Annotated in this window: 14 protein-coding genes, 2 tRNA genes and 1 pseudogene; 7 read left to right on the forward strand and 10 right to left on the reverse strand. The window is 70.7% G+C overall.

Annotated features, from left to right (window positions below; genetic code table 11):
• The coding region (locus E1281_RS20320) for a TetR/AcrR family transcriptional regulator (RefSeq protein WP_131880515.1) at positions 1–605 on the forward strand (605 nt) is incomplete at its 5' end.
• Between the two features lie 118 nt (positions 606–723).
• On the forward strand, positions 724–1338 hold the full coding sequence (locus E1281_RS20325; protein WP_131880517.1) for a DUF2625 family protein: 615 nt from the start codon (positions 724–726) through the stop codon (positions 1336–1338).
• On the opposite strand, the gene E1281_RS20330 is transcribed toward E1281_RS20325, so the two are convergent.
• Positions 1267–2385, reverse strand: a complete 1119-nt coding sequence (locus E1281_RS20330) for a hypothetical protein (RefSeq protein ID WP_131880519.1) — start codon at positions 2383–2385, stop codon at positions 1267–1269. The genes E1281_RS20325 and E1281_RS20330 overlap by 72 nt on opposite strands.
• Positions 2386–2620: 235 nt before the next feature.
• Here E1281_RS20330 and E1281_RS20335 point away from each other — a divergent pair, with 235 nt between their 5' ends.
• Complete coding sequence (locus E1281_RS20335; RefSeq protein ID WP_207943383.1) at positions 2621–3247, forward strand: maleylpyruvate isomerase family mycothiol-dependent enzyme; 627 nt, start codon at positions 2621–2623, stop codon at positions 3245–3247.
• Positions 3248–3382: 135 nt separating this feature from the next.
• Positions 3383–4201, forward strand: coding sequence for a class I SAM-dependent methyltransferase (locus E1281_RS20340; protein ID WP_131880521.1), 819 nt, complete (start codon positions 3383–3385; stop codon positions 4199–4201).
• Positions 4202–4304: 103 nt separating this feature from the next.
• On the opposite strand, the gene E1281_RS20345 is transcribed toward E1281_RS20340, so the two are convergent.
• From E1281_RS20345 to E1281_RS41975, 7 genes and pseudogenes are all read right to left on the reverse strand, one after another.
• Positions 4305–5039, reverse strand: a complete 735-nt coding sequence (locus E1281_RS20345) for a class I SAM-dependent methyltransferase (RefSeq protein ID WP_131880523.1) — start codon at positions 5037–5039, stop codon at positions 4305–4307.
• Between the two features lie 481 nt (positions 5040–5520).
• Positions 5521–6816 carry a TIGR02679 family protein gene (locus tag E1281_RS20350; RefSeq protein WP_243717154.1) on the reverse strand — a complete coding sequence of 432 codons (1296 nt, stop codon included), beginning with the start codon at positions 6814–6816 and terminating at the stop codon, positions 5521–5523.
• A 2-nt stretch (positions 6817–6818) separates the two neighbouring features.
• On the reverse strand, positions 6819–10946 hold the full coding sequence (locus tag E1281_RS20355; RefSeq protein ID WP_131880527.1) for a TIGR02680 family protein: 4128 nt from the start codon (positions 10944–10946) through the stop codon (positions 6819–6821).
• Positions 10943–12160 (reverse strand): TIGR02678 family protein, encoded by a 1218-nt coding sequence (locus E1281_RS20360; protein WP_131880529.1) that lies wholly within the window; start codon positions 12158–12160, stop codon positions 10943–10945. The genes E1281_RS20355 and E1281_RS20360 overlap by 4 nt, the downstream gene beginning before the upstream one ends.
• Positions 12157–13722, reverse strand: coding sequence for a TIGR02677 family protein (locus tag E1281_RS20365; RefSeq protein ID WP_279433634.1), 1566 nt, complete (start codon positions 13720–13722; stop codon positions 12157–12159). The genes E1281_RS20360 and E1281_RS20365 overlap by 4 nt, the downstream gene beginning before the upstream one ends.
• A gap of 209 nt (positions 13723–13931) precedes the next feature.
• Positions 13932–15281: an AAA domain-containing protein gene (locus E1281_RS20370; RefSeq protein ID WP_243717158.1), complete on the reverse strand. Its 1350-nt coding sequence runs from the start codon at positions 15279–15281 to the stop codon at positions 13932–13934.
• 139 nt (positions 15282–15420) lie between these two features.
• Positions 15421–16989: pseudogene (locus tag E1281_RS41975) on the reverse strand (AAA domain-containing protein); the annotation flags it as partial.
• A 554-nt stretch (positions 16990–17543) separates the two neighbouring features.
• On the opposite strand from E1281_RS41975, the gene E1281_RS41980 reads away from it, so the two are divergent.
• Complete coding sequence (locus tag E1281_RS41980) at positions 17544–17774, forward strand: hypothetical protein (RefSeq protein ID WP_131880535.1); 231 nt, start codon at positions 17544–17546, stop codon at positions 17772–17774.
• Between the two features lie 616 nt (positions 17775–18390).
• Here the strand turns inward: E1281_RS41980 and E1281_RS20385 are convergent.
• Both E1281_RS20385 and E1281_RS20390 read right to left on the reverse strand, forming a co-directional pair.
• Positions 18391–18464, reverse strand: a tRNA-Phe gene (locus E1281_RS20385).
• A gap of 20 nt (positions 18465–18484) precedes the next feature.
• Positions 18485–18562: transfer RNA gene (locus tag E1281_RS20390), tRNA-Asp, on the reverse strand.
• Between the two features lie 215 nt (positions 18563–18777).
• Here E1281_RS20390 and E1281_RS20395 point away from each other — a divergent pair.
• Entirely contained in the window at positions 18778–20412 is a 1635-nt protein-coding gene (locus E1281_RS20395; RefSeq protein ID WP_243717159.1) for an adenylate/guanylate cyclase domain-containing protein, read from the forward strand.
• Positions 20413–20572: 160 nt separating this feature from the next.
• Entirely contained in the window at positions 20573–21508 is a 936-nt protein-coding gene (locus E1281_RS20400; protein ID WP_131880537.1) for a glycerophosphodiester phosphodiesterase family protein, read from the forward strand.
• The last annotated feature ends 212 nt before the right edge of the window (positions 21509–21720 follow it).

Raw genomic sequence — 21720 nt, forward strand, 5'->3', positions numbered from 1 at the left:
CCGCCCCCAGAGGCCCCCGGCCCACCGGGTTCGCGTCCGTCGTCCGCCGCGAGCAGCTCCTGAGCTCGGCGATCACGCTCATCGCCGAGCGCGGGTACGGCTCGGTGAGCATGGACGAGATCGGCGCGCGGGCCGGCATCTCCGGCCCGAGCGTCTACCACCACTTCGAGTCCAAGCAGCAGCTCCTCGCCGCCGCACTCACGCGCGGCGAGGAGTGGCTCCGCTACGACATGTACCGCGCCCTCGCCGGCGCCACCACCCCCGCCGACGCGCTGCACCGGCTCCTGGTCTCCTACTACGACTTCACGGCCGCGCACAGCGAGTACGTCGACATCCTGATCACCGAGGCCCGCCACCTCGAAGGCGACCTCCGCGCGCGCATCGAGCAGAGCCAGCGGGACTACATCAGCGAATGGCTGCACCTGATGGGCATCAACGACCCGCACATGCCCGAGGCCGAAGCCAGGATCCGTGTCCTGGCCGTCCTCGCGATCGCCAACAACATCGCACGCACCCCCCACCTGCGCGAACGTCCCGGAGCGCTCGACACGGCCAAGCTCCTCGGCGCGGCGATCCTGATCTCGGAGACGACCCCCTCGGACTAGACCCCCTCCTCGCCGTACCGATTCCCGGACACCGGAATCCACCGGCAGGCCACGGGGACGGCGCGTTCCCGGTGTTCGACGGAGCACCGTATCCCGCGTGGGCTGGGAGACTGGGGACATGAACGGTTCAGCGTGGGACGAGGTCCTCGCCGCCGCCCAGGCGGCGCCCTATCCGGTCGAGATGCGGGCCCCGGACGCCGAGCGCGCGGAGAGCTGCCTGGCCGAGTTGGGCATCACGACGAGATCGTGGCTCGGGGCCGTCGTCGCCCATACCGGTGGGATCCTCGTGGACCACGGTTGGTTGCGCGTACTCGGCAGCGGCGGGGACGGCCTTCCCGACATCGTCGCCCAGGCCGATCCGGCGTCGCGTTGGCTCGTGGTGGGGTGCGACGCATTGGGCGGCCAGTTCGCGTGGGTGCCCGCCGCGCCGGGCGCGCCCCCCACCGTCCACTACTTCGGCCCGGACGATCTCGGCTGGCTGGACTTGGAGCAGGGCTACGCCGACTGGCTGCACGCCGTCCTCGCCGGCTCGCTCACGCAGTTCTACAACACCCTGCGCTGGCCTGGTTGGGAGACCGAAGTCGCCGCGATCGGACTGGACGAAGGCATCCACACCTGGCCGCCACCGTCGACCGTCGAAGGCGAGGACCTGTCCAAGGCGTCACGGAAGGCGGTTCCCATGGCGGAGCTGGTCTCCTTCCATCATGAGATGGCGCGGCAACTGGGTGCGTGAGCTCCGCGTCCGAGAGGGCGGCCCGACCACGCAGTCGGGTCGGGTCCGCCGCTGATAGGACACGGCCGCGATGGCCAGAGCCCACCCGTAGCCGGCGAACGCGGTGGCGGCCGCGCAACCGAGAAGGTATTCGGAAGGCGAGCCGCGCATGGTCAGCACGCCGGTGAACTGGAGGACGAGATAGATCCAGACGCCCGTGCCGTAGGCCGCGAGGGTGGGCGCGATCAGCCAGACCGGGGTCAGGGGCAGGAAGCGCGGCACCCGCTTGCCGGACAGCCACAGCGTCCAGCGCGGGAAGATCATCCCCCATCTGCGCACCAGTCCCTGGAGCAGGAACTCGGCGGGAAGGACGGTGCCGAGGACGAAGACCGGGATGAACAGGTCACCGGGGGCCGCCAGCTCCCCGCCGCGGAACGGTGGTGCGTCGGCGAAGCGCAGCAGGTGGCAGCCGTAGTAGGGGACGACCGCCAGGCTTCCGATGTGAGCGATGCGGCGGATGCCGCCGGGCGCCGCCGGCGCGGGACGCACCACGGCCGACACCGAGCCCGGCGGGTGGGCCGGCCGGCCGCACCGTGGGCACTTGTTCCCCGTCCGATGCCGCCATGACAGGGCCGTCGCGAGGAACAACGCCGCCACGGCGGCGAAGCCGAGCCGTTGGCCGAACCCCACCCAGTCCGAGCGGCCGTCCCGGTCGTGCACGGTGCCGGCAACGACCAGCTCGATCACGTTGAGAAGCACGAACGCGCTGCCCGCCAGCGCGAGCAGCACCATGGTCCACAGCCCCGCCGACACCACCGGTGGCGGAAGGCGCCGGCCCCACTCGCGCACGGTCGCCAGGGCCAGGCCCGCCCCCATGAACAGCGCGCCCGCGGCCGCCCAGCCCAGGTACGGGATGTCGTACAGCGTCCCGCCGCCCAGGGTGATCGCCAGCAGGACACCTCCATACAGCAAGGCCCAGCCGCCGGCCGCGTAGCCGGCCCACAACGGCCACCGCCGCCACCAACGGGACGAAGCCGCCATGGCGCCGGACGCGGACGGGATGTTCACGCGTGACCTCCGGGTCGGAGACGGATGCTCTCATCCGTCAGCCTCCTTCGCCGCCTGACCTCGCGCCTCGCCCGTAGGTACCTGACTCCTCACCCACGCGGGGGAAGCGCGGGATCTGCTCGCGTGGGCGCGAACACCCGGTCTCGCCGCGGTGACTCCACCCATCGGCCGATGAGTTCTCGTCCTGTCGCCGGTCTGACCTGGTGGACGTTGGAGTCGAGCGACGGGGGATGCCGTGAAGGACGATGTCTGGCCGATGGTGCACACCGAGCGTGCGGCGCTGATCGATGACCTCGTACACCTGGACGACGAACAGTGGGGGAAGCCGTCTCTGTGTGAAGGGTGGACCGTGCACGACGTGGCCGCCCACCTGGTCGACACTGCTCGAGCGACGCGCCTCGGTTTCGTGGCCGGCCTCGTCCGGGCGCGGTTCGACTTCGACCGTCAGAACGCACGCGGTATGGAGCGCCGGCGCGGTGCCTCACCGCGAGAGACGCTGGAGCGGCTTCGCCTGGGGGCGTCGCGGAGGTCGACCCCTCCAGCCCCTCTCGACAGCCGACTCGTCGAGGAGGTCGTCCATGGTGAGGACATCCGCCGGCCCGTAGGGCTCACCCGCACCTACCCGCAGGAGGCCGTTCTCAGATCGCTCCGCCTGCAGGCACGCACCCCGGCGGCATTCGGCGGCGCCAAGGAATTGATGGTCCGTGCCCGGCTAACGGCGACGGACGCCGACCTGTCAATCGGAGACGGTCCAGAAGTGAGCGGACCCGCGCTTTCACTGCTCCTGGCCATCTGCGGACGACGGGCCGCTCTTGAGGATCTTGACGGACCCGGAGTCGCCAGGCTGGCACCGGCTGCCTGACGATCCGCCTTGCGGGGCGCCATTCCTGGACCATGCGCGAGGGGTTCGTCGCTCCGGTGTCGACTGCGGGCGGCTGTGCGTGGAGCAGGTAGATATCCGTTGGGAGAGGACGTGGCGCGCTGGCACAGTGCTGCTGTGGACGACTACGTGGCGATCAACAGGGCCAACTGGGACGAGCGGGCCCCGGCCCATGCCGATTCCCCCGACTACGGATTCGATCGATTCATCAACGACCCCGAGTACCTCAGTGACGTCGTCCGCTTCGACCGGACCCGTCTCGGTGATCTGACCGGGCTGCGTGCCGTCCACCTGCAATGCCACATCGGCACCGACACCGTGTCCCTGGCGCGCCTGGGCGCCACGGTGAGCGGTCTGGACTTCTCCGCGGCCGCGCTGCACGAGGCGCGACGACTGGCCACCGCCACAGGTAGCAGCATCGACTTCCGCCAAGCCGAGCTCTATGACGCCGTCGAGGTCTTCGGCCGCGAGGCCTTCGATCTGGTCTACACCGGGATCGGCGCCCTGGTCTGGCTGCCGGACGTGGCGCGATGGGCCCGCATCGTCGCCGACCTGCTGCGACCGGGCGGCCGCCTGTTCATCCGCGAGGGCCACCCCATGCTGTTCGCACTGGACGAGACCGCCAGCCCGCCCGGCCTGCGTTACCCCTACTACGAAACCGCCGAGCCGGTGGTCTTCGACGAGCCCGGGACCTACGTGCAGACCGAGACCCTGTTCACCCAGACCCGCACCCACGAATGGAACCACGGACTCGGCGAGACCATCACCGCGCTGCTCGCGGCCGAAATGCGGCTGACCGGCCTGACCGAGCACGACAGCGTCCCCTGGCAGGCCCTGCCCGGCCACATGACCAGGGACGAGACCGGCGAATGGCGCCTGACAAGCCACCCGGAACGGCTGGCCGCCAGCTACACCCTGCAAGCGGTCAAGGAATAGACCTTGTGGCTCACCTTCTTGCCCTTCAAAGGCCGCCTTCGGCACGAAGCCGATCGTTTCCAGCCAGGTGACCATGGGGCCTGGATCGTGCCGACAGGTGTGTTCAGGGGGTGGCTGGTTTGCGGGCGGTGAGCAGGCGGGTCGGGACCCACGGACTGCCCCACCACGCGCGCCAGCCGAGGCCGCGCACGCGGACATCCTGGGCGTTCAGCCGGGTCAGCACCGCAGCGTACTCGCGGGGGGTCCGCGCCAGGTCGGCGATCAGGAGGCGGCCGCCCGGCCGCAGCACCCGGTACGCCTCGGCGATCGCTTGGGCGCGGGCGTCCGCGCCGAAGATGGTGTGCACCGTCAGGCTGGACACGACCAGGTCGAAGCTCGCCTCCGCGTACGGGAGTCTGCGCAGGTCACCTCCTTGCACGTGGACGCGGTCGGCGACGCCTTCGGCGCGGGCGTTGCGCAGGGTCGCCGCCGGGGTGTTGCCGGACTGGTCCCGTCCGCGCCACAGGTCCACGCCGACCGCCCGGCCCTGCGGGAGGTGCCGGGCGGCGGCCAACAGGACGGCGCCGCGCCCGCAGCCGAGGTCGAGCAGCCGTTCGTCGCCACGCAGGTCCAGCTCGTCCAGCACGTCCCGCCAGACCAGGAACTTGCCGCGCAGCGTGGCGTGCAGGCTCAGAGCCAGGCACCCCGCCAGCAGTGTGCCGGAGACCAGCGCGGGCAGCGCGGCGGCCAGATCAGCGGTGACCGCCATCACCACCCCGGTCACCCAGAACCCCAGTACGACCAAACCCACGAAGCCGAACCCGTAGGGCGCATCCATCCCGTACCGCGCGCCAGGCATCCCGCCACTCTGCCACGAACCGGCCGCACGGGGGCCGACTACGACCCACCGACACCCCCGCCGCCGGGCACAGCCGGTTCAACGTCTCGCTCGACCCGGTCTCCACAGTCCTGGGACAAGCTGTAGTCCGCAACCGCGCCGGCGAAGGCGTCCTCATCAAGCACTTCACCGAACCCGGTGAGCCCCACTTACAGAGATTCGTGGAGCGTGACCGACCGCTCGACCAGCGGAAGCCGTCATGAGGGGACGTCGCTGTCAAAGGCCCGGAACCGAGAATGGTTCCGGGCCTTTGACTAGTCAACTGAGGTGGGCAGGGGCGGGGTCGAACCGCCGACCTTCCGCTTTTCAGGTCACAACGTCTGAGCGCTGTACTGACCAGCGAAAACCCAGGTCACCCACGAGCGAGTAGCCGATAAGCGGATTGTGTTGCCCGCGAAGCTACCACGCTGCGCTACATGATAGATACCCACTGCTGAGAGGGTCATGGCTCTGGCTCAGGCCGCCGAGATGTTCGCGGCAAGCCCACCGCCTTTCCACCTGGTGCAGTCTCCGAGAGATCGGAGAGCAGCAGGGGTACCAGTCGTTCCTCCATGACAGCGCGGCCCGCCTGACGCATCCGTGCGGCCAGGGCAGGGTCCCAAAGGCTGGATGCGGGAGAGCCGCGCAGGGGTTCGGAGTCTCCTGCGGCCAGAGCCGTTTCGTAGTCGGCGGTGGACATTCGCCAGGGTTCGGCGCCGTAGCGGTCTATTGCGGAGGCGGTGGTGCGCAGGCCGGTCCAGTCGAAGTCGCCGCGCCAGCGGATCCGCGCACCCGTTCCGGCGATGGACGTCAGCAGCCGGTTGCAGGCCGCCGAGGGAATTCCCTCAGTGCAGATCAGCGGCATGGCGACCGGAGCGGAGACGGCGGCGCGCAGCACCGACGGGTTCTCGCAGACGTGCACGACCGTGGCGGACCGCTCGATCGGCATGGTGACGAGTTGGTGCAATGTGATCCGGAAGGGCGTACGCCGGACGGCGGCCTGAGTCAGCCAATCGGCCAGCGGACCTTTGCCGTCCGCGGCGAGGCCGAGGACCAGAACCTGACTGGAGAGGTCGTCGATGATGACGCCTGCGGATTCCCAGAGGGCCCGCTCGGCTTCCGCGCCGCGGGGCCGGTCGGCCTGCGCGCGGTGGACGAGGGCCCGCTGGACGAGCCCGGCGAGCGGGGTCCCGGACAGCGCCTTGGTGTCTCCGGTGGCGCGTTCGGCGATGACCGGCAGCGGGGTCCCAGGAGCGGGCAGCAGGTCAAGGACGGAGACGGCCGCGCTGATCAGCGCGGTGTCGTTTCGGTGTATCAGCCGGGTGAGCGTCCCGTCGGTGGTCAGTGCCTCAGCCCATGCCTGGTACCAGGTTGTTCCGGCGTGCCGCCCCGCCACCAGTGCCCGTTCCGCCGCCTCCCGTGCCGTCTCCTCGGCGGCCGCCGCCGCGGCCCGCGGTGTGATCGGCCCCGCCAGGGCCTGCACGGCGGAATGCAGGTCGGGTGCGATCGCGGCTTGGGCCAGTGTCGCGGCGACCTTGTCCAGGGGGACGGTGACCGAACCGCCTCGCACTCTGGCTTGGCCGGAGCCCAGCAGGGTGCGGATCGCGCGCAGTTCGGCCTCGGACGGCCGCGACAGGATCAGCCGCCCGGTCAGCGGACGCCCCAGCTCGACCCTGCGTGCCAGCGCCGCGACCAGCCGGGCCAACTCCGGATCGCCGAGCGTCCGGCGCAACCGGGGAAGATCGACGGCCGCGGACACCGTCAGAACAGGCCTGCGGTATCCGGACCGGCCTCGGGTGCGCGCGGCGCGGGCGGCCGGATCGCGGTCCGGCGTTCGACGCGGACCGGTTCGCGCCCGTCCCATTCCCAGGTGGTGACGTGGACGGCGTCCACACCGTCGCGGCGGACGAGGTGGTGCGCCGCAAGGCCGGGGACGGTCGCGTAGAAGCCCCACTCACGTTCGGAGGTCATCACCACGTCCAGATCGAAGGTGGTGAGAAGACCGAGGCACTTGGCGCGGGCGTCGTCGTCCACACCGGCGAACGCCTCGTCCAGTGCCACCATTCGCGGCGCATGCGGGTGAGCGGAGCGATAGTGCGCCGACGCGGCGGCGAATAGCGGCAGCGACACCGTCAGCACGCGCTCACCGCCGGAGGCCGGTCCGACCGCGCCGCGCCATCGGCCGTCCTGGTACCGCTCGATGACGAAGCGGTGCCAGGATCGGTAGTCCAGCGCCCGGCGCAGGTGCTCCTGCCAGGTACCGTGCTCGTCTTCGGCACGGACCCGCTCGATCTCGCGCTGAAGGAAGTCGCCGACGGCCGCACGGTCGGTGGGCGACCACAGGTCGGCGTTCTGACGGAGCAGCCGGGCGCGGGCCTCGGCGAGCCCGGCGGGGCCGTCGGGACTCGGCTCCCAGCGCAGCCGCAGGCGCATGCCCGTGGAGGTGGGACGCTCCTCCAACTCGGCGTTCATGAACCCGACCTGCGCCTCCGCCTCCGTGATGAGCTCCTGGAGATGGCTGGCGACGTCGTTGATCAGGTGTTCTTCCAGCAGGTCGCGTTCCTTTGCGGTCAGCATCCGCTCGCGGTATTCGATCTCGCCGTCCAGCAGCTCCGTCAGCTCGGCGGGGGTACGCTCGCGGCCCTGAAACTGGATGGTGACCACGAACCAGTCGTCCAGGCCCGCCACCGCGTGGTGCCCGTACCGCGAGAGCGCCTCCGAAAGGTCGGAGTAGTGGCGGGTGATCTCGTCCTGGACGCGGCGCCAGGCATCGTCCCCGTCATCGACGTCACGCAGGCGCTCCTCGGCGCGGCGGGCGAGCCGGACCGCGGGGTCGGCCGCCCAGGCGTCGCCGGTGCCGGGGATCTCCACGTCGCAGGCGAGCGCGAGCAGGCCGGTCGCGGCGAAGCGCCGCAGTTCGGTGACGGCGCCGTCCCGGCGGCCCACGGCCCCGGTGAGCTGCTCGGTGAGCTGCTCCTCGCGCCCCTGCGCCTTGGCGTGCGCCTGCCCTGCCCGGCGTTCCTCACCCTCCAGACGGCGGAGTTCGGCATCGAGTTCGGCAATGCGTCGCCGGGTGTCCTGGAGCCGTCGGCGCAGCTCCTCGACGGATGCCCCGATCGACTCGCGCAGGGTCTCCAGCCGGCCGCGCTCCTGCGCCGCGCGGACCTCGGCGGCGCGCGCCTGGTCACCGGCTTCCGCGGCCTCCGAGGCCGCGGAGGCGAGTTCCTCGGTCCAGGTCGTCAGCTCGGCGAGGCGGTCGGCGTGGCGTCGCGCGGCCGCGAGCACAGCCGACACTCCGCGCCGGTAGTCCGCCAGCGCCGCCCCGACGGCGGTGAGGCCGTCCGGGTCGGCGGGCAGGCCGACGTCTGCGGCAGCCCGGTCGCGTTCGGCGACGGCGGCGGCGTGGTCGCGTCCGGCCCAGTCGGCGTCCTCGGTCGCCTTGTCCACGCGGGACCGTGCCTTCTCCAGTTGCCGGGCCGCGCCGGTGACGGCGCTGTGCGCGTCGCGAAGCGGCTGGTCGTCCGGTTCGCGGCGCAGCTCGGCGGCCAGCAGGTCACGGCGGCGTCCGACGGTTTCGACGGCCGCGCGGGCCCCGGCGACGGCACGCTCGGCGGCGGTGACGAGCTCGGCGAGTTCCGCCAGCCGGCGGCGCCGCGCCTCTTCACGGGCTCCCGCTCCGACATAGCCGGCGGCCTCCTTGGACCAGGCTCCACGCAGCGGGCCGACACCCCAGCGGCCCGCGGTGTCCACCCAGCCGGGGGCGTCCTGCTCGCCCAGCCCGATGCCTGCCAGTACGGCCGACACGGTGTCGGGCGCCAGTGCCGCGGCCTGGACGTCATCAGGGTCGATCGCGACGGTGAGAGCCGCGGTGAGCGGCCGGACGGCGACGCTTCCCGGCTGGACCACCACGTCGTGCGCGTCGCGGTCCAGGAGTGCGCCCTCGGGGGTGATCCACGCGTCCAGCAGGCCGGAGGCCTCCAACGCCGCCTCCAGCCCCGCGCGGTCGCCGGAGGCCAGATCGGCGGCGAAGTCCACGACCTGCCAGAGGGCTGCCCCGGGACCGGTGCGGATGCCCGCACCGCGCGTGTGCGGGACGGCCGGACAGTCGATGACGCCCGCTTCCAGGCGTTCGCGCTCTGAGGCCAGTTCGTGCAGGTCGGCTTCGGCGGTCCGCAGGGCGGTGTCGGCGGCCACGCGCTCGGTGGCGAGGGCCTGGTGGGCCTCCTCGGTCGCGGCCCTGAGCGCGGCCAGTAGCGGATGCGGGCCCTCCAGGGTCTCCGCCCAGCCCTCCAGGTCGACATCGGTCGGGTCGGGGACGGTCAGCTCGGTGAGCGAGCGACCGTAATCGCGCCACTGCCCGATGTGCCGCTCCGCCTCGTCCACCAGCGCGTCCTGGGCCTCGCCGAGAGCATCGGCGGCGACGTCCCGGTCGGCCTCGCGCTCCCCGAGGACCCGCCGTGCCTGAGCCAGTTCGGCTTCAGCGCGCGCCGCCGCTCCGGCCAGCCGAGTCACATGCGCGACGGCCTCGGCACGGCCCTCGGCGAGGCGTGCCGCCTCCCGCTCCGCGGCGATCAGCGTCGCCTCCTCGGCGGGGTCGAAGGCGATGCCGGCGTGCGGGCCGGAGATCCCGGCGAGTTCCGCGGCGGCGGCGAGGGGGCGACGGGCCTCGGTCAGGGCTGCGGCGCTGTGCTCGGCCGCCTGCGCGGCCTTGTCGTGCCGGACCTTCCGCTCCGACTGTGTCCTTTCGGCCCGCTCGGCGGTCTGCCGGACTCTCGCCGCGTCCTGCTCGGCCTGCTCGGCGTACCGCTGGGCGTCCGCGAGGTTCTTCAGCCGCGGGTCGGACCCGAGCTCCTCACGGACCGCCGTCTGCTGGGCGTGCTCGACGCGGGCCGTCTCCAGGAGTTCGGCGGCCTCCGCCTCCTCCCGGCCGGCGCGCTCGATCTCCTCGCGCACCCCGGCGAGGGACCGCTGCGCGGCCTCGTACGCGCTGTGGGCCGTGCGCAGGTCGCGGGACTGCCGACGCGCGGCGACCGAGGCGTAGCGGCGGTACCGATCGACGAAGCGGGCCACGTGACGGCGGGTGTCGCGCAGGCCGGTCAGGTCCGCGCGCTGCTGCTCCAGGTCGTGGAACGCGGTCGCGATGTCGCTCAGCACCGCCTGGTCGAGCGGCGTGAGGGCGTCCGACAAGGCCGCCGAGAGGCGCCTCTCGTCGGGGCGTTTGGACAACTGCGGCTGCCGGAGTTGGATGAGCAGGTTGATCAGGGCGTCGTAGCGCTCCTCACCCAGATGGAACAGGTGCTCGTCCAGCATCCGCCGGTAGCGTTCGGCGCGCTGGGTGACCTGGCCGTGCAACCCGATCGCTTCGCTGAGCCGGTCCCGGGTGAGCGCGGCGCCCCCGGACCCGATGAGGAACAGATCATGGCCGATCCGCTGCGAGGTCACGAAGAACCAGCGGTCGGCGATGCCGCGTCCGGCGACCGCCTTCAGCCCCACGCCGACGGTGAAGTAGGCGCGTTCTCCGTCCTCGGTGACCCGGCCGAACTCCAGCCATGTGTACCCCAGCCGCTCGTCGTAGCGGCCGCCGAGAAGCAGGTTCCACTCCATCCGCTTGCCCCGGTCGCCGTCGGGCTCGACGCGGCTGGGAGTCAGGTCGCCGTCCAGCAGGAACGGGAGCGTCAGGGCCAGCACCTTGGACTTGCCGGTGCCGTTGTTGCCGCGGAACAGCACTCGGCCGTCACGGAACCAGAACTCCTGGTGGTCGTAGTAGAACAGGTCGACCAGCCCCGTGCGCAGTGGCTGCCATCGCGTGGCGCGGGCCACCGGCAACTCCGCCGGTACGCCCGGAGCCGCGGACGAGCCGGTCGCGCCGGAACCGGCGGTAGCCGTCATGGCTCTTTCCTCTTCCCGATGATGGTGGCTTCGAGATACCCGAAGCGGGCCAGTGCCGGCAACGGCACGACGTCCTCGGCGGCTAGCCGCACCAGCCCGAGAGCGGACAGCCGGTGCAGGGCATGGGCCGTCAGCGCACGTTCGGCGCCCGGATCGCGGACATTCTTGCGCCAGTGCGCCTTATGCTCGCGGATGAGCTCGACCATGCGCTGCTCCGCCGCCTCGATCGCCACGGCCCCCGCACCCGCCCGCAGCCGGTCGGAGAGGAATTCGGCCAGCAGCAGCGTCGCGTGCCCCTCGGTGCCCTCCTCCGGCATCCCGAAGTCGGTCGCCTCGCGGGTCGGGTCGATCAGCGCGATGCCCTCGGCCCGGACCTCCGCCAGAAATCCGGTTGCCTCCGTCAGCCGCTTCAGCAGCGGACCGCGCTGCATGTCGAGGTAGGCGCGCTGCTCAGGGGACAGGTCGGTGTAGTAGAGCACCGGGTCGTCCAGCAGGCGCCGGGTGAGGGCGTGGCGAATCATCCGGTTGCGGCCGTCGTCGGTGTCGGGCAGGAGATCCTCGGTGATCGCGGCGAGTCTCTCATCGTGTTCGCGGGCGTCCACCAGGGACGGGCCGCGCCGCGTCACCGGCAGCACCGCCAGCACGCGGCGGTCCACGTCGTACAGGGCGTCGCCGCTCCGGTTGACGAACGCCTGCTCGTCACCGGCCACCTTCACCAGGGCGCCCAGCGACAGGAGCAGCTGCGCCACCGCGACCAGGTCGCCGCGCTCGTCCCGGTCCTCCATGGTGAAGGCGACTCCGGCGCGGGCGATCTCCTCGTCGGCGGCGAGCACGACGACCCGGTCCACCAGCCAGCCGAGCGTGACCTGGGCCTCCGCCCGCTCCAGTGCGGCCAGCGCCAAGCATGCAAGTACGTAGCGGCGCCGGCTGAACGGCTCCCGGGCACGCGTCCCGCCGTCGCGGACCCGGGCGGCGCGGCTCCCGTCACCCAGGTCACCGGGCACCTTGCGAAGCCGGGCGACACCGGGGTCGGTGTGCAGTGACCACCCCGCCTCCCGGGCGAACCACTGGGCCAGGTAACCGGCGTGCCGGCGCACGAGGGCGTACTTGGCGTCGCCCGGCGTGAGCAGCGGTGTGCGCAGCAGGATCCGGACGGCACGGCGCCGCTCCTCGTCCCGCTGGGCATCCAGGACGTCGGTCAACGCACCCGTCACGAGCGGACCGCCATCGGTTCCGGGCCGGTCACGAGGTCGACGATGGTGATCTCGTGATCGGGGCCGCGCAGCACGCCGTCCTCGGTCTCGACTTCGGCCAGGCCGCCGACCGGTTTCAAGGTCACCGCCAGAGCGCCGTCGGAGGTGCGGGTGCGGATCGCCCCGTCCGGTCCGGGCGGGCCGGCCGCCAGCGCGTCGCCCAGCAGCCGCAGGAACAGGGCGAACTCCTGGCGGCCCAGGACCCCGACCTCGCTCAGCAGGACCGCCCGCCCGGTTGCCAGCCGGCGGCGGGCCGTTTCGGTCTGCTCCCGCTCGGCGGCCACCTCCCGGGCCAGCGACTCGCGCTCGACGGTCCGGTCGCGGACCCTGCTCGGCGCGCCGCGCTTGGCGTAGTGGCCGGCGGCCCGCAGCCGTGCCGATACCTCGATGCGCGGAGCCTCCAGCCAACTCGTGGCGGCGGGCACCTCGGCGATCACGGCCCCCGGTTCCGCGGTGAGGTGCCGCGCGGTCGAGAGCCCGAACGCCGCCCGCCACAGCCGGTGCGCGTCCTGCTCCGTGGGGGACTGGGCGAACCACCGGGCCAGCGCACGGAAGTCCGAGGACCGGTCGCTGCGCCCGGCACGGCGCTCCTGCAGCACGCTGATCGTGGCGAGCAGATCCGGGATCGCCTTACGCGCCCGGGTACGGAGCAGATCGGCCTGGCAGGGATGCCCGCGCCCACCCACGAACCACGACCACAGCCCCGACCAGCGGTTCTCCCAGGCGGCAAGCTTCTCCCCGGAGGCGGCGCTCACGGCGGCGGACGGCGTCTCCGCCGCCGGCCCCGTCGCCTCGTCCGGCACGGCGTCGGCGGCCTCGCGCGCCGCGGCCGCCGCGAGCAGGTCCGCCACGCGCTCGGACGGCAGCGCCCGCAACGTCGCAGCGATGTCGTGGTGCTTGACGACCAGCTCGGACACGAACCTTTCGAGGTAGGCGATGAGCCGGTCCTTGTAGGCCAGGAATGCCTCCTCATCGACATCCTGGAGTTCGATGGCGCGCTGCAACCCGCCCATGAAGGCGCTCGCGTTCGCGGCGAGGCTGTCCAGTCGGCTCATCAGCTCCAAGAGCAGGTTGTGGGCGACGGCGGGGTCGGGATGCCCGGGCAGATCGCGCAACGCCCGCAACCGCACACGGATATCCTCCAGCGCGACCGCTTGGAGCTCTCCGCGGCGACCGATCTCCCGCTCGTACACCTCCAGCGCCCGTTCCGCGGCCTCTCCCTCACGGCTGAGTTGATAGAGATGCCGGGCCCGATAGAAGTCCTCGACCGTGGTCACCCGGCTGGTGTCGGGGTCGGCGCGCAGGTTGCCCCACTCGGCCAGGCTGCCCAGCGCCTTGTCGACCGTCTCCTGCGACAGCCCCGAACCACCGTCGCGCCGCAGCGCCTCGGCCACGTCCTCGGGCCTCAGGTGGACGACGAACCGCCGCTTGTTCTCCACGAACACGGCCATGACTCGCCGGTAGGTGCCCGAAAGCGGCGTATCAAGGTGCGCGAACGGCCTCGCGGTCTGCGGCTCCATCATTTCCCCCAGTCAGCCGCGATCTCTTCCCCAGCCGTCGCCGTCGCCGCCACTGGGTTGTCGGTGGGGTGCGGGCGCTGCTCCGTGGACGAATATCACCTTAGCCACGGACCGTGAGTAGTTCAGACCAACGGGAGACAACAGCACCGACCGGTGGAGGCCATCCCGAAGAACGGTGGGAACCCCCGCCATGGGGTGAGACGCCGTGCGTGTCACGCGCCATCCGGAAGCCAGCGGCTCAGGCGTGCCCTCGGCACGCTCGCCGCGACGTGCCAGAGTTGGTGCCGGGGGTCCCATCGTGCCTGTACCAGACGCTTGGCCTCGTCTTTCTCCTCGTACGGAACGCGCAGGTAGAGGCGGCCGTCGACCACGTCGCCGGGAGAGATCCCGTTTGTCGATGAATTCGTCGGCGATGCTTTCGTGGATCGAAGGCTCGCCGGGGGCCATTGACGAGCGGGTCGGTCCATGCGGGCGCGGTCGACGATGCGCCGCACGCGCTCGCAGGACGTCGGATCGGTGATCCGCATCATCAGGTCGGTCGAGCCGCCGTGGGCCAGCAGGTTCAGGGAGCCGTGCCAGAGGACGGTGTCATCGACGATCAGGACTTTCTCGTGCATGCGCTCGCGGGCCTCTATCCGGCAGCCGCCCGACCGCAGTGTTTCGACGAGCTCGGCTTCCTTCGAGCCAAGTTCGTGCTGCCGGGTGTGGACGGTGACACGGGCTCCGGCGGCGATCCGCGGTTCGAGACGCCGAAGCCAGTACCTCACCGGGTTCACGGCCAGAAAGGCGCAGTAGATGTCAACGCTCTGACGGGCGTTTGCGATGTCCCATTCGACGGCGCGGGAGACCTCGTCGGCGGGGAAGAACGCGGGCCGCGCCAGTTCTTCAGGGGCCAGGCCGCTCAGGTCGGCTGCGCTGCGCACCGGGACGAGCTCCTCGACCGGGAGCCGCTGGGCGTGCTTCTCGAAATGCCCGAGCATCCGGGCGGCCTCGCTTGCGGGGTGGAGCCCGCGGTGCATGAACTCGGTGTTGGCGACCAGGACGAGATGGTCCTGTGCGCGGCTCAGCGCGACGTTCAGCAAACGGCAGGTGGCAGAGGACAGCCCGACACCCTCGTAGAAGAAGCCGAGCCGGTCGCCGGCCCCCGCGACGGTATCGATCACCACGAGCGGGCGCTGGCTTCCTTGGAAGCGGTGGACGGTGTCCACCACACCGTCGTAGGTCTCGCCGAAGCGGTGGGTCAGGCTGGTATTCAGCGCCTTCTTCTGGTTCTTGTAGGGGCAGATGACGGCGAGTCGGTCGGCCGGTTCTTCGCCTTCAGCGAGCCCAGTGTGTTTGCGGGCGGGCAGAACGGTGTCGTACTGCAAGCCCCTGATCAGCTCGTGGATCACGGCTTCATGGACGGCGTTGGTGGTGTGGGCGTTCCTTCTCCCCCGGTCCGGGACCCGGCTGGAAGTGTCGATGAGCACCAATGTGCCGTCGATCAGAGGTGAGGGCGGCAGCCGCGTCCCCTCCTGCCGGCCGGTCAGCAGCGGTGCGTCCGGATAGGCGACCTCGTTCACCACGGTGCAGATAGCTCGGCGCATGCGGTACTGCTCGTTGAGCGCGACCATCCTGGAGTCGCCGACGCGGGCGCCGCCCTGCGGATCGACGAGCCCGGCGGCGTGGACACGCGTCCCGGTCCATCCACAGCCGCGAGTGCTCGGTGTCCCGGGCGCGTGCCTTGCGGTTGTTCGAACCGCGTGTGACGGCGGGCAACTGCCGGAAGTCACCGGCCAGCACGACACGTTTGCGGGCCAGGCCCGCCGTGTACCAGGCTGACGGCAGGTTCACCATCCCCGCCTCGTCGATGACCACGACGTCGGTTTCGTCCAGCAGCCGGCGGGTCTGAACCGCCTTGGACACCGTCGTGCCCAGCACCCGGCAGCGGCTCCGAACCGTGTCCGCGATCTTCTGGCGCTCCTTTTGCAGGTCGTCGAGTCGCTGCTGCAGCAGGCCGGCGTCCTCCCGCAGCCGCGCCACCGGAGCCAGCCCCTGTACTCGGGCCAGGATGCCCGGCAGGGCCGAGTCGATGGCGGCCAGTTCGGTTTCGCAACGCTGATGGTCCGTCCGAGCAACTCCGAGTCGCTGCGAGCAGGTCTCCCAGGCATAGCGGTGGTGATACAGCTCGTTGTCGAGCGCATCCAGCTTCGCCTGCTTGCGTTGGGCGAACATCCCGGAAGGGATCCCGATGCGGGCCATCTGCTCCTGGACCCACGCGATCTGCCCGGCAGCGGCGTTCACCCCCGCCTCTGCATCGAGGACGGACCGACCGGCGGCCGCCAGCCGCCGCCCAAGCTCATGGCGCTCGGAGGTGGCGCGCGCCGCCTCCTCGTGGCGGGCGATACCGTCGCGTACCGCGGCGAGTTCGGTCGTCACCCGCGCGATCTCGGCGTCCAGATCTCCTGCCAGCCGGTCGGCGATGCGGCTCCGGTCGATCTGCTCCCCGTATTTCTCGGCGAGCGACGCTACGGCGATGTCCCCGGCGCGCTGCACCAACCCCGACTCGAACTCGGGTTCACGGGCCAGTAGGTCGCACATCCGTAGCAGCGCCTGGTCGACCGCGACGTGCGTCGGCGCCAGAAAGAGCACGCGCAAGTCCTGCCGGTAGCAACCCTCGACGATGCTCGCGACCACTTCGGTCTTCCCGGTGCCCGGAGGCCCCCAAATGAAGGTCAGCTCGCTGCCGAGCGCCTGTTCCACGGCGCGTCGCTGCCGGGTGTTCAGCTGGCGGTCCCGATACCCCGGGACGAACCGTTCCGTGTCGGTGCACCGGCCGATCTTCGGCTTGCCCTGACCGACCAGCCACCCCGCGGCGGTGAGATTCATCGCCGGTGTGCCGCCGCCCGGCTGCTCCAGCCGCTCGGTCAGCGCCACAAGCCCCGCGGTGTCGTCCTCGACCAACTGCGCGTTCGCCGGCGCCGCACCCAGGTCGGCCTCGGTGGTCACCCGGATCTTCCCATCCGGCAGCCGTGCCGCTTCGGCGCGTTCCCACGGGCCCCGGGATCGCGACGTCCGGATCAGCAGGTCCTTGCTGCCGAAGGCGCTCTTCCACCCTTTGCAGGAGAACAGGTACTCCCGCTCGGCGCCGGACTGCTGGACGAGCCGACCGTCACGCAGCGACACCTTTTCGGCATTCGTCATGTCGTCGTGCAGGATCGCCGCGATCTCCAACTGCACCGCATGATGCAAATGGGCTATGGGGTAAGGTCCGGCTTGCTTCTCCGCCATCGATTCCTTCCCGAACGCAGTGGAACGTGACGAGCGCGACCGAACCGCGTCTCGTTATGGCCTCTGGAGAGGCCGCCCGCCCGATCGTGCCTCGCTGTCGCTGCGGCCTGCGGAACGTCGTCAGCCAGTGCGCGCCATACGCCTCCGTGCCTGCGCATGCACGTCCCTGGGCAATCGGTACTGGTCAGCCCGATACCTGAAAAAGGGCTAACCATACCCCTACATGAGCCTTTGGTGGGTGTTGAACGGTTTGCAGTGTGCCAGAAGTCGAGGTGCATGCCGACGCACTTTGACCGCGTGTTGACTTGAGTCCAACAAGCGGGGCCCGACTCACCGGTGAGGGTGCTCGATGATCATCGCCGCTCAAACGTGCCCGCCCCTGGTCACCCTCAAAAGAGGGTGGCGCGAGGGCGGGGGCGGGGCAGCGGCATGTCGTGCAAAGAGGGGAAATTCGGTGATTCGTACTGTCCGGGCGTTCCTCCGGTGCTAACACTGTGGTCATCGTCGGAACGTTGCAGGGACGACGGGGTCCTGCGGGCATGGGGAGCGAGACGATGGTGGCGACGGAGAGCGGTGCGCCGGCGCAGGGGCAACTGGTGACCGTCCGCAACCGCCAGTGGGTGGTGGCCGTCGTCGCCCGCGGGACGGTGGTCAGCGTACCGGCTACCCAAGTCGCCGAGTGGTCCGGACACAGTGTCGAGGTACTGCTTCGCGTCTACGCGAAGTGCATCGAAGGTCAGGACGAAGCGGCCAAACGCCGCAACGAGCAAGCTCTGCGTGCTTGATAGTCCGAGGGAGAAGAGCCCGGCGCACGTGCCGGGCTCTTCTCAGATTCGGCTACTTCTTCTTACCCTTCGACGGCCGTTCGACGACGGTCGTCTTGGGGTGCCGCTGCGCCGTCGACTTCTTGACGTAGCGGCCGGTAATCGCGCTCCGCGCCTTGCCGGAGCTAGAGGACTCGCCCCCCTTAGCCATGGTTCTCACCCCCTGCCTGAGCTGGACACTCAGGCAAGAGAGGGGTGCGCACGTGCACGCGACCTTCATCCTGTAGGGTCGAGAACCCTCTGCCCAAAGAGGAACTACCCCGGCCTGGATGTCAACCCCGCGTTGGTCTCCAAGTCGGGGTTTTTCAGCTCTAGCCAAGCGTACCAGTAGGCTCCGACATTCTCAGGCGCAACACACCATATGTTGGGGTCGTAGCGCGGCATAAACGCCAGATGTTGTATGGCTGCATGTTGGCACCGCGCCCGTGGCGGCCTTCCGCAAGTGACCACACTTTGGCGCGTATTCGGCACGGAGCCTCGCCGAGGGTCGGTGACGGTCGGACACAGCCGGACAGACGAGAGAAGCGCCCGGACCTGTTCTCGCAGGTCGGGCGCTTCTTTGCGGTGCTTAGAGAGGTGGGCAGGGGCGGGGTCGAACCGCCGACCTTCCGCTTTTCAGGCGGACGCTCGTACCGACTGAGCTACCTGCCCAGGGCGCGTGGTGGGGCGCCTGGCGGTCCTGACGGGATTTGAACCCGCGGCCTCCACCTTGACAGGGTGGCGAGCACTCCTAACTGCTCCACAGGACCTTGCTGCTCCGAGCTTAGCGGCTTCGGAGGGGTGTCTCGGCCGGGTGTCCCGGCGCTTGGCGACGTCCGAGAGCATACGCGATGGCCGAGGTGGTCGCCAACTCGTTAACGCGGGACGTGGTGGTGTTCCGTTGTGATTGCTGAGGTCGTTCTGACCGGGTCGTGGGATGATCCCTCGTAGCGGGTTCGTCCCCCCGGAGGCGCACGTGACCAGCATGCTCGAGATTCGGGTGCGGTGGGTGCTGCTCGTGGTGGTGGGGACCGCCAACCTGGTCGGTGCGCTGGTCGTGTTGCTGTTCGCGACGTTCGTGGTTCCCGATCCGCCGTTGGACGATCGCGATTACGCCCACCAGGTGAACGCGGTGGCCTTCTTCAGTTATCCCGTGGTCGCGGTGCCCGTGGCGTTGCTTGCGGGGCTGTGGTTGTGGCGGCCCGTGGTCAGCCTCGTCCGGGACGGGGGAGAGGCCGATCGGCAGCAGCGGCGGGCCGTGCTGCTCGGGCCGCTCCGGTTGACGCTGCTGGTCGGGGCGCTGTGGACGGCCGGCGCCCTGGGGTGGGCGGTTCTCGATCTCGTGCTGTTCACCGGGCGGCTGGCGGTGAAGACGGGATTGACGTGCCTGCTGGGGGCGGCGACGACGTGCACGATCACCTATCTGCTGTCGGAGCGGCTGCTGCGGCCCGCGGCGGCGCTGGTGCTGGGGGCGGAGCGTCCGCGCAGGTTCCGGCTGCCGGGGGTGACCACGCGGGTGATGCTCGCGTGGGCGCTCGGGACGGCGATTCCCGTGTTCGGGCTGATCTGCGTCGCCATCGCCGCGCTGGCCGCTCCCGACATCAATGTCGGCCAGCTGGCGATCACGATCTTGGGGCTGGGCGGGGTCGCGCTGCTTGCCGGGGTCTATGTCACCTATATGGCGACTCGGGCGATCGCCGATCCGATCAAGGCGGTGCGGAAGGGGATGGCGCGGGTCGAGCGGGGGGACCTCGGTGCCGAGGTCGCCGTGTACGACGCGAGTGAGGTCGGGCAGTTGCAGGCCGGGTTCAACCACATGGTCGCCGGGCTGCGCGAGCATGAGCGGCTGCGTGATCTGTTCGGACGCCATGTGGGTGAAGAGGTCGCCGATCTGGCGCTGGAACGCGGGGACATCACGCTCGGCGGCGAGACGCGGGAGGTGGCGGTGCTGTTCGTCGATCTGACCGGGTCGACGAGGCTGGCCGACACGCGCGGACCGGACGAGGTGGTCGAGCTGCTCAACCGGTTCTTCGGCGTCGTGGTGACCGTGGTGGCCGGGCACGGGGGATGGATCAACAAGTTCGAGGGGGACGCGGCGCTCGCGATCTTCGGGGCGCCGACGCAGGTGGAGGACTCGGCCGGCGCGGCGCTCGGGGCCGCGCGCGAGCTGGCGCTGCGGCTCCGGGTCGAGGTCCCGATGCTGGACGCGGGCATCGGGGTGTCGGCGGGTCCCGTGGTCGCCGGGTACATCGGCGCCGAGCAGCGGTTCGAGTACACGGTGATCGGCGACCCGGTGAACGAGGCGGCGCGGCTCAGCGACATGGCGAAGTCGTGGGACCGGCGGGTGCTCGCCTCGGCGGCCGTGCTCGAACTCGCCCATCTTGCCGAGTCGGACGAGTGGGATCTCGGCAAGTCGGTCATTCTGCGCGGCCGGAGCCGTCCGACGCGGCTGGGCACGCCGCGTCCTCGGGTGCCGGTCCTTGAGTCGGAGGCCGTGGAGGAGGCGCCGTCGCGCGTCCGGGTCCCGCTCCCGCTGCGGTGGAGCCGGAAGCTGCTGGTCGGGGCGTTGGTCCTGTCGAAGACCGCCAAGGGGGCGCGGAAGCACGGCGAGGGCGAATAGTCCGTCCGTTCTGATCAAAGGATCGTGTCGCCGCGGTGGCGGCGCGGGCGCGCTGCGTATCGTCGCCGGCTGTACACGGTCTGCTACCGGCCCGTAACTCCGGTGTCACCGGGTGGTTCGAGGGTTGGGGCGGACAGGCTCCAGCTCCCTAGAGGTGACCATGCACCGACGTACCCGGTCCGCCCTCGTCGCCGTTACCGTCTCGGCGGCGATCGTCGTCGTTCCCGCCATGCCCGCCGCCGCCGACTCCCGTCCCGCGCCCGCCCGGCCGTCCGGCGCGCCCGAGCCCCGCCCGGGTCTGCTCGCGGCGCCGAACAAGATCACGAACGTCGCGCACCGCGGCGCGTCCGCCTACGCGCCGGAGAACACGATCGCCGCCGTCAGACTGGCCAAGAACCAGCGCGCCGACGTGTTCGAGATCGACGTCCAAGAGTCCAAGGACCACAAGCTCGTCGTCATGCACGACACGACGCTCGCCCGGACGACGAACGTCGAGCAGATGTACCCGGACCGGGCGCCTTGGAAGGTCTCCGACTTCACCTTGGCCGAGATCCGGAAGCTGGACGCGGGTTCCTGGTTCGGGAAGAAGTACAAGGGCGAACGCGTCCCGACCCTGGCCCAGGTGCTCCGGACCATGCGCGGGCAGGGGCTCGGGCTCCTTCTGGAGGTCAAGAGCCCCGCGCTCTACCCGGGCATCGAGAAGCGCATCGCGGCGGCCCTGAAGCGCTCGCCCTTGTGGCTGCGGCACGACCCGAGCGAGCGCCTGCTGGCCGTCCAGTCGTTCGACTGGGAATCCGTGCGGCGCTTCCACTCCGTGATGCCCGAGGTGCCGACCGGGCTGCTCGGGAAGCCGAAGGCCGGGGACCTGCCCAAGCTGACGTCCTACGCCGACCAGATCAACCCCACCTACAGCGACCTGACCGCGTCCTACGTCAAGAAGGTGCACGCTGCCCGGATGGAGGTCTTCACCTGGACGGTGGACGACAGCGGCCAGATGAGGAAGGCGGCCGAGCTCGGGGTGGACGGCATCATCACCAACAAGCCGGATGTCCTGCGCCGTGTCCTGCGGGAGTCGGCTGACCGTTCCGCCGCCTGACCGACGCACGCACCTCGGCCCGGTCGCCGCCTGAGCACAGCGTCCACCGAAGCGGCAGCGTCACCCGGCCTTCAATACCCGACCGGGCGCCTCTCCAGGGGCGCCCGGTCGTGGTGTCTCCAGGCGTGGCGCCGAGTGCTTCGATAGGGATGTTCGGGTCAGGGCGCGCCTTGGCCGCTATGCCTGGTCGCAGGGGTCGGTGACGTCAGGTC

Source organism: Actinomadura sp. KC345 (assembly GCF_004348515.1).
In the GTDB taxonomy this organism is placed as follows: domain Bacteria; phylum Actinomycetota; class Actinomycetes; order Streptosporangiales; family Streptosporangiaceae; genus Spirillospora.